General features: G+C 68.7%; 10 protein-coding genes. 6 read left to right on the top strand and 4 right to left on the bottom strand.

Annotated features, from left to right (window positions below):
• Positions 1-67: 67 nt before the first annotated feature.
• The 3 genes from DMX10_RS22595 to DMX10_RS32580 form a co-directional block, all read right to left on the bottom strand.
• On the bottom strand, positions 68-4,978 hold the full coding sequence (locus DMX10_RS22595) for a PAS domain S-box protein (RefSeq protein ID WP_111263182.1): 4,911 nt from the start codon (positions 4,976-4,978) through the stop codon (positions 68-70).
• Positions 4,975-6,702, bottom strand: coding sequence for an EAL domain-containing protein (locus DMX10_RS22600; protein ID WP_111263183.1), 1,728 nt, complete (start codon positions 6,700-6,702; stop codon positions 4,975-4,977). The genes DMX10_RS22595 and DMX10_RS22600 overlap by 4 nt, the downstream gene beginning before the upstream one ends.
• A gap of 410 nt (positions 6,703-7,112) precedes the next feature.
• Positions 7,113-8,240, bottom strand: a complete 1,128-nt coding sequence (locus DMX10_RS32580) for a response regulator (protein ID WP_158545620.1) — start codon at positions 8,238-8,240, stop codon at positions 7,113-7,115.
• Positions 8,241-8,452: 212 nt separating this feature from the next.
• On the opposite strand from DMX10_RS32580, the gene DMX10_RS22610 reads away from it, so the two are divergent.
• The 6 genes from DMX10_RS22610 (at position 8,453) to tam (ending at position 14,651) form a co-directional block, all read left to right on the top strand.
• The gene (locus DMX10_RS22610; RefSeq protein ID WP_111263184.1) at positions 8,453-9,712 is read left to right on the top strand and encodes an HD-GYP domain-containing protein; all 1,260 of its coding nucleotides are present in this window, start codon (positions 8,453-8,455) and stop codon (positions 9,710-9,712) included.
• 67 nt (positions 9,713-9,779) lie between these two features.
• Positions 9,780-10,250, top strand: coding sequence for a GNAT family N-acetyltransferase (locus DMX10_RS22615; RefSeq protein ID WP_111263185.1), 471 nt, complete (start codon positions 9,780-9,782; stop codon positions 10,248-10,250).
• Positions 10,251-10,351: 101 nt separating this feature from the next.
• Positions 10,352-11,215: a subclass B3 metallo-beta-lactamase PAM-3 gene (locus tag DMX10_RS22620; RefSeq protein WP_111263186.1), complete on the top strand. Its 864-nt coding sequence runs from the start codon at positions 10,352-10,354 to the stop codon at positions 11,213-11,215.
• A 25-nt stretch (positions 11,216-11,240) separates the two neighbouring features.
• Entirely contained in the window at positions 11,241-11,663 is a 423-nt protein-coding gene (locus DMX10_RS22625) for a PaaI family thioesterase (protein WP_111263187.1), read from the top strand.
• A gap of 943 nt (positions 11,664-12,606) precedes the next feature.
• Positions 12,607-13,473, top strand: coding sequence for a DMT family transporter (locus tag DMX10_RS22630; protein ID WP_111263188.1), 867 nt, complete (start codon positions 12,607-12,609; stop codon positions 13,471-13,473).
• 407 nt (positions 13,474-13,880) lie between these two features.
• Positions 13,881-14,651: a trans-aconitate 2-methyltransferase gene (gene tam, locus DMX10_RS22635; RefSeq protein ID WP_111263189.1), complete on the top strand. Its 771-nt coding sequence runs from the start codon at positions 13,881-13,883 to the stop codon at positions 14,649-14,651.
• A gap of 71 nt (positions 14,652-14,722) precedes the next feature.
• Here the strand turns inward: tam and DMX10_RS22640 are convergent, their stop codons facing one another.
• A complete protein-coding gene (locus DMX10_RS22640) occupies positions 14,723-15,085 on the bottom strand; it encodes a DUF3509 domain-containing protein (RefSeq protein WP_111263190.1) in 363 nt (120 codons plus the stop codon).
• Positions 15,086-15,189: the final 104 nt, after the last annotated feature.

A 15,189-nucleotide genomic window follows, 5' to 3' on the forward strand; every position in this document is an offset into this window, starting at 1 on the left:
ACCCTGGGGAACAACTGGAAAGTGCGCACGATACCTGTTGGCACGGACGCCGCACAGGGCCGCCCGCCTATCCGTGGCCCTCGCCCCGGTGCAGGCGCAGGCCGCACTCGCGGGCGGCCTCGAAGTCCAGCTCGTCCACCAGGCGGACGAAGACCAGGCAGGCCTCGCGCAGGGGCGGCGGTGCCTTGTGCAACAGCGGTTCCGTGTGGTCCAGGGCCGCCAGGCTGCCGGTCTCCAGCAGCTCCATCACCTTGCCCAGCGCCGCCTGCCAATCCGCCATGGCCTGCGCCCCGACCTGCTCGGAATGCGGGTCGCGCACGGGCACCGGCGGCGCGGCCTGGGGAGCCGCCGCACCGGGGAAGAGCTGGTCCAGCTCCGCGCTGCTGCGCTGCAGCAACGCTTGCAGCTCGTCGACCCAGGGCGGCTCGTGGAGGAAGGCGGCGGCCTCCTCGGGTGCCAGGTGCAGGCCCTGCTGCTCCAGTTCGCCGGAACGCAGGCACAGGGCGCTGGCCCCCATGGTCCCGGAGCTGCCCTTGAGGCCATGGAGCACGCCGACCACCGCGCGCAGGTCGCCGCTGGCGACTGACTCGCGCAGGTGCTGCATCTGTTTCTGCATCTCGGTAGCGAAGCTGGCGAGCACCGTCATCAGCAGGTTCTGGTTGCCACCGAAGCGCGCCAGGATGGCCGCACGGGGTTCCACCACGGATGCCTGTTCCGGCTCCGCCTGCGGCGGTGCCTCGCGGATGACGGCGCCGGGCTGGGTCCAGCGCAGCAGCGTGGCCACCAGTTGGTGGATGTCGATGGGCTTGCCGACATGGTCGTCCATGCCGGCGTCCAGGCAGCTCTGCCTGTCCTGGGCGGCGGCATTGGCGGTCATGGCGATGATCGGCAGCGTCGGGTAGCGGCCGTCGGCGCGGATGCGCCGGGTGGCTTCCAGGCCATCGATGTCGGGCATCTGGACGTCCATCAGCACCGCATCGAACGTTTTCAGGCTGCCAAGCACCGCTTGCACGCCCTCCAGGCCACCCTCGGCCAAGCGCACCTCGGCCCCCTCGCCCGCAAGCAGCTCGGACGCCACCTGGCGGTTGAGCGCGTTGTCCTCCACCACCAGCAGGCGCAGCCCGGCAAGACGTCGCCGCGCCCCGTCGAGGGCCGCGGCGACCGGGGCCTCCACCTGCCCCAGGGCGCGCTGCACGGCACTGGCCAGCTGCATGGGAGTGACCGGCTTGGTGAGGAAGCCGGCGAACGGCGCCCCGCCCTGCTGGCTGCGGTCGGCCAGCACCTCGCTGCCGTGCGCGGTGATCATCAGGATGCGCGGCACCCGCAGCTCGCCCGCCATGGCCTGGATCGCCTCGCTGGCGGCCAGGCCGTCGAGGCCGGGCATGCGCCAGTCCATCAGCACCAGGTCGAAGGGCTCCTGGCGCTGCGCCGCCTCCCGCACCTGGTTCACGGCCGCCTCGCCGGTGGCGGCGTATTCGGCCTGCCAGCCCAGGGACAGCAGGGTGCGCAACAGCACTTCACCCGCCACCGGGTTGTCATCCACCACCAGCAGGCGCAGCGGTGCATCGACGCCCGGGCAGGCCGCGCGCAGGGCACCGGGCTCGGCCAGGTCCAGGGTCACGTCGAACCAGAAGCGGCTGCCCTGGCCCGGCTGGCTCTCGACCTGGAGCCTGGCCCCCATCAGCTCGACCAGGCGCTTGCAGATCACCAACCCCAGCCCGGTGCCGCCGAAGCGCCGCGAGGTGGAGGCCTCGGCCTGGGTGAAGCCGTCGAAGATGCGTTCCATCTGCTCCGGGCTGATGCCGATGCCGGTGTCGCTGACCGAGACCCGCAGCAACGCCGAATGCTCGGACAGGTCGAGCAGGTGGAAACCCACCACCACCTGGCCGACGCTGGTGAACTTGAGGGCATTGCCGGCCAGGTTGATCAGCACCTGCTGCAGCCGGAAGCTGTCGCCGATCAGCCGCTGCGGCACCCGCGCATCGAGGTCGAACATCACCTCCACGTCCTTGTCGCCCTGGTTGCCGGCGAGCACCACGGCGAGGTCGCGCATCAACGCCTCCAGCTCGAAGTCGTGGGGGTCGAGCTGCAGCTTGCCGGCTTCGATCTTGGAATAGTCGAGGATGTCGTTGAGCAGCCCCAGCAACGAACGGGCGGCGGTCTGCGCCTTGAGTACGTAGTCCAGCTGTCGCTCGTTGAGCGCGGTGCCCTGGACCAGTTGCAGCATGCCCAGCACGGCGTTCATCGGCGTGCGGATCTCGTGGCTCATGTTGGCCAGGAAGAAGCTCTTCGCAGCGCTGGCGGCATCGGCCCGGTCGCGGGCCTCGAGCAGCCGCGACTCCAGTTCGCGCTGGGCGGTGATGTCGCGGTTGATGCCGGTGACCTTGGTCGGCTGGCCCTGGGCGTCGCGCTCGATCTGCGCCGCAGCCTGGATGAAGCGCACCTGGCCGTCGGGGCGGACGATGCGGAAGATCGGCTCGTAGCGCGCGCTGCCGTCGATGGCGGCGCGCAGTTGATTGGCCACCCGGTCGATATCCTCCGGGTGCACGCGCGCCTGCCAGTGCTCCAGCAGCAGGCCCCGCTCGCTCTGCTCGGGCGGCTGGCCGTAGATTTCGAACATGCGGGCGTTCCATTGCAGGGTGTCGTCCGCCAGGGTCCAGGACCAGATGCCCAGCTCGGCCACCTCGGCGGCCAGCAGCAACTGGTCACGGGCGGCCAGCAGGCTCTTGCGCTGCAGGTGTTGTTCGGTCAGGTCGGTGACCACGCAGACCAGGCGCTGCTCGCCGTTGGTCCCCATGGCCGCCAGGGTGAGCTGCATGGGGAAGCTGCTGCCATCGCCGCGCAACCCCCAGAGTTCCAGCCCGCTGGTGCCCGCGCCGCCGGCCGGGCCGGTATAGCTGGCGATGAGCGCGGCGAAGGCCTCGCGCGAGGCCGGGTCCACCAGCTCTTCCAGGTGGCGTCCGGGCATGGTCTGCGGGTCGCAGCCGAAGACCACGCCACCGGCGGGGTTGAATGACTGGATGCGCCCGTCGGGGCCGAAGGTGATGACCGGGTTGACTGCCGTGTCCAGCACCGCGCGGGTGGTGGCCAGGCTTTCCTGCAGCCGATGCTCGGCGGCCTTGCGCTCGGTGATGTCCAGGGCGATGCCGAGGTAGCCGGTGGGCTTGCCGCTGGCGTCGCGGATGGCGGTGACCACCAGGGTCACCGGGAAGCGCGTGCCGTTCTTGCGCACGTAGGTCCACTCGCGGGCCTCGGCACCCTCGTACTCGGGCACGTGGACGAAGACACGGAAGCCCTGGATCGGTTGCCGGAAGCGCTCGCTGAGTTCGTGGCCGCGCTCGACCACCTCTTCGGTGACGTGCAGCAGCGCTGGGGTCTGCCGCCCCACCAGCTCCTTCGCCGTGTAGCCCAGCAGGCGCTCGGCACCCCGGTTGAAGACGCGGATCAGGCCATCGGCATCGGTGGCGATGATGGACACCTCCGAGGCGGAGCTGAGCACGCTGTCGAGCAGGACGTTGGTCGCGGTCAGTTCCTGGGTGCGCGCCGCCACCTGCTCCTCCAGCCCGGCGTTGAGTTCGAGGATGCGGGCTTCGGCGCGCTTCTGCGCGGTGATGTCGCGTACCGTCTTGGAGATGCCCACCACGTGCTGCTGGTGATCGAGGATGGGGGCGATGGACAACGAGACGTCGACCAGGCTGCCGTCCTTGCGATGGCGCTGGGCATCGAACAGGGCGAGGCGCTCGCCCCGGCCGACCCGCCGCAGGATGTCGGTCTCCTCATCGGCGCGCGCCACGGGGACGATCAGTTCCTTGAGCGTGTGGCCGATGGCCTCCTCCGCGTCGTAGCCGAAGATCGCCTCGGCGCCGGCGTTCCAGCTGGTCACCACGCCATCCAGGGTCTGGCCGATGATGCCGTCGGGCGAGCTTTCGACGATGGCCGCCAGGCGCGAGCGCTGCTCGAACACCTGCTGCTTGCGCCAGCCGCTGACGCCGTTGGCCCCCACCAGCGCGGCCAGCAGGCAGGTCAGTGCCAGGCCGCCGCCCCAGGCCAGGCGGGGCGAGAGCAGGTTGAGCTGGGCGGTGAAGGCCGGGTAAGCGGCCAACTCCACCTCCCAGTGCCGCCCGTAGAGGCTGCGTTCGACACGCAGGCTCATCACCTCGGTACTGCCGTCGGGGGAGGCGGCGCTTTCGTAGAACACATCTGAAGAACCCGGCGTGGTGATGTCGCGCAGGCGCAGTTGCAGGGAGTGGGCATCCACCTGCAGGCCGTCGAGCACCTCCTCGGTGAGCAGCGGCGCGTAGCTCCAGCCGACGAGCTGCCGTTCGCGCTCCTCGACGGTCCCGGGGACGGTCACGCCCTGGTAGATGGGCATCAGCATGAGGAAGGACTGCAGCGGCTTGCCGATCGCCTGCACCAGGGTGATGGGCGCGGTGAGACGCACCTCGCCGCTGCGCATGGCGGCCAGCGCGGCCTCGCGCCGGTTGCTTTCCGAAGCGATGTCCAGGCCGATGGCCGCCGCGTTGTTGGTCACCGGCTCCAGGTACTGGATGACGAAGCGATCACCCTCGTGCTGGCTGATCTGGCGAAGGGTGAAATCCGGCTTGCCATCGGCGCGGGCGCGGCGGAGGAAGTCGGCTTCATCGGCCTGGGCGACCTTGCGGATCAGCCCGAACCCCCGCGCCCCGGGAAATTCGACGGCGATGTCGCGCGAGCGTGCGTAGCGATTGAACAGCTCGCGACTGATGCCTGCCTCGCCCACGGTCACCAGGGCGCCACGGGCGCCGCGCAGGCCGTATTGGTAGAGGCCCAGGCGACGCACCACGGCATCGGCCATGGTGTCGGTGGCCCGCTCCAGTGCCTCGTGGATGCGCTGCTGGTTGTGCTGCTGCAGCTGGCTGGCCACCAGCGCGGTGGCCAGCACGCCGGCCAGGACCACGGCCAGCATGCTGTAGACCGGTGCGGACAGGCGCCGGCTCATTGGCCGGCTCCGTCGTCGGCGTCGAGCCAGCGTTGCGGGTGGGTGGTGTTCTCGGCGAGGAAGCGGCTGGCCTCGGGAAAGGGCACCGGCCGGCAGAACAGGTAACCCTGCATGATCCGGCAGCCCAGCCCGAGCAGCAGCCGCGCCTGTTCGCGGTGCTCGACGCCTTCGGCCACCAGGTCCAGCTCCAGGGCCTGGGCGAGGCGGATGACCGCTTCGATGATCGCCGCGTCACTGCGGTCGGTGAGCATTTCGCGGACGAAGCTCTGGTCGATCTTCAGCACATCGATGGGCAGGCGCTTGAGGTAGGCGAGGCTCGAGTAGCCGGTGCCGAAGTCGTCGATGGCGATGCGCACGCCCACTTCCTTCAGCGCCAGCAGGGTCTTGCGTGCCTGGTCGATGTCGTGGGCCAGCACGCCTTCGGTGATTTCCAGCTCCAGGTGGTCGGGCGGCAGGCCGGACTCCTGGATGATGTCCTTGACCATGCCGAGGAAGCTTTCCTCGCGAAACTGCACGGCGGAGATATTCACGCTCAGGCACAGCGGGTAGCCCATCTCGAGCAGGCGCCTGGCGTCGTTGCAGGCCTGCAGCATCACGTACTTGCCGATGGGGATGATCAACCCGGTTTCCTCGGCCAGGGGGATGAAGTCTGCTGGCGACACCAGCGAGCCGTCGGAGGTGCGCCAGCGGATCAACGCCTCGATGCCCGTCGGGCGGCCATCGGCGGCATCGATCTTGGCCTGGTAGAACACCTCGAACACCCGCTGTTCCAGGGCCCGGCGCATGTGGCGCTCGAGCATGTGGCGGGCGCGGGTGCTGGCCTCGATCTTCTCGGAGAAGAAGCGGAAGCGGTTCCGCCCCTCCACCTTGGCCTGGTACATGGCCGAGTCGGCGTAGCGGTAGAGGGACTCCAGGTTGTCGCAGTCGTCCGGGTAGACGCTGATGCCGATGCTGGCCGAGAGGTCGTAGCGGGCGCCGTTGATGGTCAGCGGCAGGGCGATGATCGACAGCAGGCGCTCGGCGAAGTCCCCCACCGCGTCGAAGCCCTGCACATCCGGCAGCAGCACCACGAATTCGTCGCCACCCTGGCGGCTGACGGTGTCGACGGTACGCACCGAGGCCGAGAGCCGCAGCGCCACCTCCCGCAGTACCTGGTCCCCGGTGGTGTGGCCGATGGAGTCGTTGATCAGTTTGAAATTGTCCAGGTCGAGCATCAGCATCGCCACCCGGCCCTGGCCCCGGCGGGCCTTCTGCAGCGCCTGGACGGCGCGGTCCTGCAACAGCGCGCGATTGGGCAGGCCGGTCAGCGCATCGACATAGGCCACGCGCTTGGCCTGCTCGCGCAGGCTCAGGTGGGCTTTCACGTAGGCCCGCACCACGGGCAGGTTGAGCGGCTTCTGGATGAAGCCCAGCGCACCGGATTCCAGGGCCTGCAGCTCGTTCTCCGGCCCGTTGTGGGAGGTGACGAAGATGATCGAGGCGTCGCACAGCTTGGGGTCGGCCTTGATCTGCCGGCAGATGTCGAACCCGTTCGTCTGCGGCATCTCGATGTCCAGGAGCACCACGTCGGGCCGGCAGGAGCGGGCGATCTCCAGGGTTCCCGGGCCGCCATTGGCGATGTGCACGGCCGCCAGGTCGCGCACCGCTTCGCTCAGCACCCGGATGTGGCTGACCTGGTCATCGACGATGAGAATCACTGGATCGTGGCTGTAGAGGTCGTGCATTCCCTGGCTACCCCGATTGACACTCTGGTGCGGACTAACTGACAGCCTAGACGAAGTTATCCGACGCTCGGGTTCCACCCGGCCGTATGAGAGAAAGACTCCAGCAGGTTGGGCGGTGTGACGGGCGGCCCATGCCGCCTGGCGACTGGAGTCGCTGCGGCCGTTCTTTAGTGGCTCCCCGTGTCCGCGGGGATGACGGGTGGCGGATGAGCGCGGTGCAAACCCCGTCCCCTCGCGAACGCGGGGGCCCGGTGAAGGGGACGCAACGAAAGGCACGAAAACGAATCCTTCGCGAATGCACCGGTTTCCGTTCAGCCCGGGGCCGGCGGATTCGGACTGCTCTTTGAGTGGCTGCCCGCGTTCGCGGGGATGGCGCGTGGCGGATGAGCGCTGTGCCAGCCCCGTCCGCCCTAGCCCACGCCGGCCAGGCGCTTGAGGCGCTCGATCTCTTCCTCGGGCTCCCCGCTGCACAGGGCGGCGGCCAGGCGCATGACCACCTGCTCCTGACGCACCTGGAACTGCGGCAACGCATAGCAGGCACCGATCAGGTCGCGCAGGGCCATGGGCAGGCCCCAGTGCGCCTTGAGGCGGATGGCGAGCGGTTCGGCGAAGTCGGCGATGGCCCTCATCAGGGAGTTGTCGTCGAGGCTCTGGCGGCTCTGTCGCATCCACTGCTGGGCCTGGAAGATCACGCACATCTCGCCCAGCCGGTAGAGCAGTGCCGCTGCCTGCAGTGGAGCATGGTCGAGGCCGCATTGGCGGGCGGTGCGCACCACGGTTTCGGCGAGCTGTTCGATCTCTTCCAGGTAGTTCTGCAGGAATATCTTCAGCAACGGATCGGTGGAGCTGCCGGCCTGGCGCAGGGCCAGGGCGATGGCGTGGTTCATGCACGTGCGCGCGCCCATGCGCTTGAGCGCGTCGGGCAGGCTGATGCACGGCGCCTGGCTACTGCCGTAGGTGGCGCTGTTGGCGGCGGCGATCAGGTAGGCGCACAGCGCCGGGTCGTGGTTCCAGTCAGCGGCCAGCGCCTTGAAATCCATCGGCACGCCCCGGCTGGCCTGCTGCAGCCTGTCCTTCACGTCGGCCAGCAGCGGCACATCCAGCTGCTCGGCGGTCAGGCCGCGCAGGTGCTCCTCGAAGCTGCCCTGGCGTGCTTCGGGCTCCACGGCCGGGTCGTCGCCGGGCAGCAGGTCCTCCAGGCAGGCGATGACCTTGGGCACATCGAAGGGCTTGGTGATGTAGGCGCTGATGCCCATGGGGCGGGCGGCCATCACACTCTCCCGGTCGGCGCGGCCGGTGACCACCAGCAGCGGCACGGCCTTGTCGATGCGGCGGATCTTGTGCATCACGTCCAGCCCGGTGCCATCCGGCAGGTTCCAATCGACGATCACCAGCTGGTAGCGGTTCGACCGCCAGGCATCGACGGCCGCCTGTACCGCCGCGAAACTGTCGACCGTCGCCCCCGGGCGAATGCTCAGCACCAGTTGCTGGAGCAGGTTGGCGATCCAAGGATCGTCGTCGACTATCTGAATCCGCATCGGCTCCCCTCGTATTCGCCTGCCGGGACGTTTCCAGGGCGCGGTTCCCGGCCCCGGCAAAGAATAGAACAGCCCCGCGGCCATCGCCCGGGACGCTCTGCGGCGCCATCCGTGCGATCGGCCCCCAGCCCGTCCAGCCTTGCCTATAGTGAGTGCGTTACCGCCCGCGCCGGGGGGTTGCCGGGCCCCAGCCACTCCATAGGATGTCGATTGTGCTGAAGCGAATTGCGACCGCCGACCTGCAGCTCGGCATGTATGTCCAGGAATTCTGCGGTTCATGGATGGACCACCCCTTCTTCCGCGCCAAGTTCGTGGTCAAGACCGAAAAGGACCTGCAGCGCATCCGCAACAGCGAGATCGCCGAGGTGTGGATCGACACCAGCAAGGGCGCGGACGTGGCCGAGCACCTGCCCAGCCGCACCGTCGAGGAGGTGGAGGCCGAGATCGACGAGCGCCTGGCCGCCGCCGAGCACAAGCCGCCCCTGCGCCCCGCCAGCCTGGAGGACGAGGTGGCGCGTGCCGCCGAGCTTTGCGCGCGCTCCAAGGAGGCGGTGGTGTCGATGTTCGGCGATGCGCGCATGGGCAAGGCCATCGATGTCGAGAACGCCCAGGGGCTGGTGGAGGAAATCTCCGATTCGGTGCTGCGCTGCCCCAACGCGCTGATCAGCCTGGCCCGCCTGAAGTCGGCCGACGAATACACCTACATGCATTCGGTGGCGGTCTGTGCCCTGATGATCGCCCTCGCCCGCCAGCTCGGCCTGGCCGAGGCCCAGGTGCGCGAGGCGGGCATGGCCGGGCTGCTGCACGACATCGGCAAGATGGCCGTGCCCATGGAGGTGCTGAACAAGCCGGGCAAGCTCACCGACAGCGAGTTCGAGCAGGTGCGCAGCCACCCCGAGGCGGGTGCGCAGATACTCCTGCACAGCGGCCAGGTCAGCGCCCTGGTGCTGGACGTCTGCCTGCACCACCACGAGAAGATCGACGGCACCGGCTACCCCCATCGCCTGCAGAGCGACCAGATCAGCCTGCTGGCGAAGATGGGCGCCGTCTGCGACGTGTACGACGCCATCACCTCCGACCGCCCCTACAAGCGCGGCTGGGACCCCGCCGAGTCCATCCGCCGCATGGCCGAGTGGAGCCAGTCGCACTTCGACGAGGCGGTGTTCCAGGCCTTCGTCAAATCCATCGGCATCTACCCCACCGGCTCCCTGGTGCGCCTGGACAGCGGGCGCCTCGGCGTGGTGCTGGAGCAGCACCCGAAGTCGCTGACCATGCCGCGGGTCAAGGTGTTCTATTCCGTGCGCCTGAAGGCGGCCATCCCGGTGGAGGTGATCGACCTGGCGAAGCTCGCCGGGCGCGACAAGATCGTCGCGCGGGAATCCTCCGCCGACTGGCCGTTCAAGAACCTCGACGAGCTCTGGTCGGGGATCGACGACGTGCGCCGCAGCCGCGCGACAGAGGGGCAGCGCTGAAGCGGCGCTTGTGCGGGGAGCCGCGCTGCTGTTCCATGTGCGCTCCCCACCCTGCAAGGACGACCCCATGTACCGCCTGGACTGGCTGCGCAACCACCCGCAGCACAGCGACACCTACGCCCTCTGGCTCCACCGGCAGTTCGCCTACGAGTTCGCCGACCAGCCCCTGGAGGACTGGCAGCGCGAGTTCGCCGACGGCCAGCGCAGCGGCGAGTGGCAGTGCCTGGTGGCGCTGGATGGCGAACGCCTGCTCGGCGGCGCGGCCCTGGCCGGGGACGACCTGCCCGGCCGCGATGACCTGGGCCCCTGGCTCGCCTGCGTGTTCACCACGCCCGAAGCGCGCGGCCAGGGCATCGCCGAGCGCCTGATCGAGGGCATCTGCGAACAGGCCCGCCACCTGGGCCACACGCGGCTCTACCTGCACACCCAGGATCGCGCCGACTACTACGCCCGCCGTGGCTGGGCGCCGCTGGAACGTTTCCAGGCCTGGGGCGCCGAGCACACCCTGATGCGGCGGGCCCTGGACGGCGCGGCATGAGCGCGCTGAACCCTGGGCGCGGAAAAGGGTCAGAGCGGCTCCATGGCGCCCGGCGTACCGGCCGGGCAGAATGCCGCCCCCGTGATCGATGGAGTGTTCCGATGCGTTTGCTCGCCAGCCTCGCGCTGCCCCTGTTCGCCGCCAACCTGGCGGTCGCCGCCCCCGCCCAGCTGCCCCAGCTGGAGGCCTACAAGGGCCTCGACGCCTGGCTGGTGCCGGTGGAGCCCCTGCGCATCAGCGACCACGTCTGGCAGATCGGCACCGCCAGCATCAGCGCCCTGCTGGTGAAGACCGACGCCGGCGCGGTGCTCATCGATGGGGGCATGCCCCAGGTGGCCGACCACCTGCTGGCCAACATGAAGAAGCTCGGCGTGGCCCCGCAGGATGTGCGCCTGATCCTCCACAGCCACGCGCACATCGACCATGTCGGCCCGCTGGCGGCGATCAAGCGCGCCACCGGCGCCGCGCTGGTGAGCAACGCCGAATCCGCCGTGCTGCTGCAACGCGGCGGCGCCGACGACATCCACTTCGGCAGCGGCATGCTCTTCGAACCGATCCAGACCGACCGCCTGGTGCAGGACGGCGAGGCCGTGACCCTGGGCGACACCACCTTCACCGTGCACTTCACCCCGGGGCACACGCCCGGCAGCATGAGCTGGACCTGGACCGACACCCAGGACGGCAAGCCCCTGCGCATCGCCTACAGCGACAGCCTCAGCGCGCCGGGCTACCAGCTGCGCCACAACGCCCGCTACCCGCACCTTGTGGACGCCTTCCGCGAGAGCTTCGCCGCCGTCCGCGCCCTGCCCTGCGACCTGCTGCTCACGCCCCACGCCGAAGGCAGCGGCTGGGACTACGCCAACGCCGCCAGGCCGCATCCGCAGCCGGTCAGCTGCAAGGCCTACGCGGACAAGGCCGAGGCGAATCTCGACAAGATGCTCGCCGAGCAGGCGAACAAGCGCTGACATCCAACGACGAGGGGGCCCGGACATGGCCAGCAAAGACGCGATCGCGAGTTTCATCAGGGACGCCTTCCCGCAGACCCGCGTGGTGATCGACGCCGTCGGGCCGATGAGCGCCACGGTGTCGCTGCAGGTGGACGACAGCGACCTGCGACCCGGCGGCACCGTATCCGGCCCCACGCTCATGGCCGTGGCCGACGTGGCCCTCTACGTCGCCGTGCTGGGGCAGATCGGCATCGTGCCGCTGGCGGTCACCACCAGCCTGACCATCAACTTCCTGCGCCGGCCGGAAGCCGCCCGCCGGGTGATCGGCGAGTGCCGCCTGATGAAGCTGGGCAAGACCCTGGCCATGGGCGAGGTCTCCCTCTACTCCGAAGGCCTGGACGACCCCGTCGCCCATGTGGTCGGCACCTACTCCATCCCGCCGGAGCACCTGCGGCAGGTGCCGTGACACCGTGTTGGGGCGAGTTCATTGGCTCTGTCTGCGCCAAGTGTCGCCAGAAGGTTTTGGCCAAGCCGATTGCCGAGCTTTGCTGATGGTTTCTGTTTCGCCTTGCCGGGCGAGTCCCTTCTGACAATCGCCGGAATGCCGAACCACTTAAAAGGAACCCAAAGCGCTCGGCCTCCTGAACGGGGCGTCTGGCCGCTGCTCCAACCTCTTCGCCAGCAGCTTCATCGGTGTGCGCATCACGCTCGGGGCGCAACGGCTTGCGTAGGGTGGCGTAGAGCGAAGCGAAACCCACGTGGTGGGCGTGACGGGGAGCCATAAATGCCCCAGAAAGCACCGGGCTTGAGGCCTCCCATCAAGTTCACAACAGCTAACGCAGACACAACCGACTCATTCGCCCAGCCCATGCTCGCGGGTTGCACCGATGCGAACCCCATCAACGGCGCTTGCCGGCCCAGCATGGGTTTCGCTTCGCTCTTCCCATCCTACGAATAGGCGCATGAGGGGGCGTGGGAGCGAATTCATTCGCGAAGAACCGGCAGTCGCCAACCTACGCCGGGTACCTCCGCGATCCGTCAGCGGGCATGCCAGGCGTCCGGAATGGCCCTGCAAGCGCCGCTCTTGAGCCTTTTCGTTGAATCCAAACAGCTAACGCAGACACAACCAACTCATTCGCCCAGCCCATGCTCGCGGGTTGACCGATGCGAACTCCATCAATGGTGTTTGCCGGCCCAGCATGGGTTTCGCTTCGCTCTTCCCATCCTACGAATAGGCACATGACGGGGCGTGGGAGCGAATTCATTCGCGAAAAGCCGGCAGGCACAGCCTGCAGCTCGTGGGGCAGCCATTTGCGAACAATCGGCACCTTGGTCGCATTGACCGCCGTCGCGCGGCCGCGCTTGTATGGCGCCACGACAACGACCACCCGACGCTAACGGGACCCGCCATGACCGTGCCTGCCGCCCACCCGACCACCACCCGAGGCTCCACCTTGCTGCTCACCGGCCTGGCGATGCTCGCCTTCGCCGGCAACTCGGTGCTTTGCCGCCTGGCCCTGAAGCACACGGACATCGATGCCGCCAGCTTCACCGTGCTGCGCATCGCCAGCGGCGCGCTGATGCTGTGGTTCCTGCTCAGGTGGCGCAGCGCCGGCAAGCCCATGGCCGGCAGTTGGCCGGGTGCGCTGGCGCTGGTGGTGTATGCGGCGGGCTTTTCCATGGCCTACGTCCACCTGGAGACCGGCACCGGCGCCCTGCTGCTGTTCGGCGCGGTGCAGCTGAGCATGCTCTCCTACGGCTTCCTGCGCGGCGAGCGGCTCGGGCTGCAGGGCGCGGCCGGCCTGTTGCTGGCCATGGCCGGCTTGCTGGTGCTGCTGTTGCCGGGTGCCAGTGCGCCGCCCCTGGGCAGTGCGCTGCTGATGCTGGTGGCGGGGCTCGCCTGGGCGGTCTATTCGCTGCTGGGCAAGGGCTCCGGCGACCCGCTGGCTGCCACCACCGGCAACTTCGTGCGCGGCATCCCGATCGCCCTGGCCTGCGCCCTGCCCTTTCTCCACGACCTGCGCTACGACCCCGCCGGTGCGGGCTTCGCCCTGCTCTCCGGCGCCGTCGCCTCCGGCCTGGGCTACGCCATCTGGTACGCGGCGGTGGCCCGGCTGGCTGCGATCCAGGCCGCCACGGTCCAGCTCAGCGTGCCGATCATCGCGGCGACGGCGGGCATCCTCCTGCTCGGGGAAGCCCTGACCCTCACCCTGGCGGTCTCGTCCGTCGCGGTGCTGGGAGGCGTGGGGCTGGTTTTGGGCAGCAAGGTGCGCTGAAGCAGGGGACTGGCCTCTGGCTTTTGGTGGTCTGTCAGATCTTTGCCGTTTCGCTATAGCAAAAGGCTTACAAGAGGCGGGTGAAATCTCCTCTGCCCGACTTTATCTGACAGACCTATCCTACACACACGACTGAAGCGCAGGACGCGCCCGGTCAGGGAAGATCGACCAACGCCAGGATGGCAGCCGACAGGATGTCGGACGGTCTGGAAAAAGCCCGCTTCGGCGGGCTTTTTACTTTTCTGCGTTCTGCAGGCCTTGCATCCGCCCGCTGCCCCTCACCTGCCCTGCATCGAGCACGCCCTGTCGACGGCTCGCCTGGGGCTCGTTGGCCGCCATCCAGGCTGGAAGGATCGGCCGACCTGGAGGATGATCGAGCCCCTCCCCACGCAGCCCGGAGCCTTTCGATGAGCTGGTCCGCCGCGCAATACCGGAAGTTCGAAGACGAGCGCAATCGCCCCATCCATGACCTGCTGGCGCAGGTGCCCGAGCACCCGGTGACGCGGGCGATCGACCTGGGCTGTGGCCCGGGCAACTCCACCCAGTTGCTCCTCGAGCGCTTTCCCGCTGCCCGGGTCACCGGCCTGGACAGCTCGGAGGACATGATCGCGGCCGCCCGCCAGCGCCTGCCGGAGGTCGACTTCCAGGTGGGCGACATCACCGGCTGGAGCAGCGTCGAGCCGGTCGACCTGATCCTCGCCAACGCCTCCCTGCAATGGGTGCCGGACCACGCCAGCCTGCTGCCGGCGCTGCTGGCCCGGCTCGCCCCCGGCGGCAGTCTGGCGGTGCAGATGCCCGACAACCTGGACGAACCGGCCCACCGGCTGATGCGCGAGATCGCAGCGCAAGGCCCCTGGGCCGAGCGCCTGGCCGATGCCCACCGCGCCCGGGAAAGCCGCCATCCGGCGTCGTGGTACTTCGGCGTCCTGCGCGAAGCCGGTGCACGGGTCAACGTCTGGCGGACCGTCTACCACCACGCGCTGGCGGGCGGCCCGAAGGCCATCGTCGAGTGGTTCAAGGGCAGCGGCCTGCGCCCCTTCCTCGCGCCGCTTTCGGCCAGCGAACAGGACCAGTACCTCGCGCGTTACGAGGCCGCACTGGCAGGGGCCTATCCCAGCTATGCCGACGGCTGCGTGCTGCTGCCCTTCCCCCGCCTGTTCTTCGTCGCCACCCGCTGAAACGCACCCAGGGCACGGCGCGGGGGCTCGATGAGCCCATCAGCCCGGGGCGATGCATGCAGCGAGTCGGCTCAACCCGCCACGGCCTGGCGGCCGACCGAGCCATGGCGCAGGGCGCGTCGGGCGAACAGGGTCTTGGCGGCGGTGACCTGGATCGGGCCGCCGGTGAAGGTCGGCAGCTCGCCGCGCACCCACTGGTTGCCCTCGCCCTTCCAGCTCACCTCGCCTGCGGCGAGCTTGATGTCGCGGATCAGCTCGCGGATCAGGCCGCGCACCCGCTTCTGGCAGAACACCGCATCGCTGTCGATGGCCTTGCGCAGGGTCGGGTGGTCGTCCTTGTCGAGGGTCAGCAGCAGCTTGCCGTCGGGGCGGGGCGTGATGGAGACGGTGTAGCCAGGGAAGGCGTCGAAGAATTCTTTGATGGCGATCTGCATTGAAAACACTCCTGTCCGGTTCATTGCCGTAACAGGAGGTGCATCCGCCGTGCCAGCCTTTGGCCAACCTTTAAATCCTTATTAATCAATCAGTTGCACAAAGC

Origin of the sequence: Pseudomonas sp. 57B-090624 (assembly GCF_003234055.1) — a bacterium.
GTDB lineage: Bacteria > Pseudomonadota > Gammaproteobacteria > Pseudomonadales > Pseudomonadaceae > Metapseudomonas > Metapseudomonas tohonis.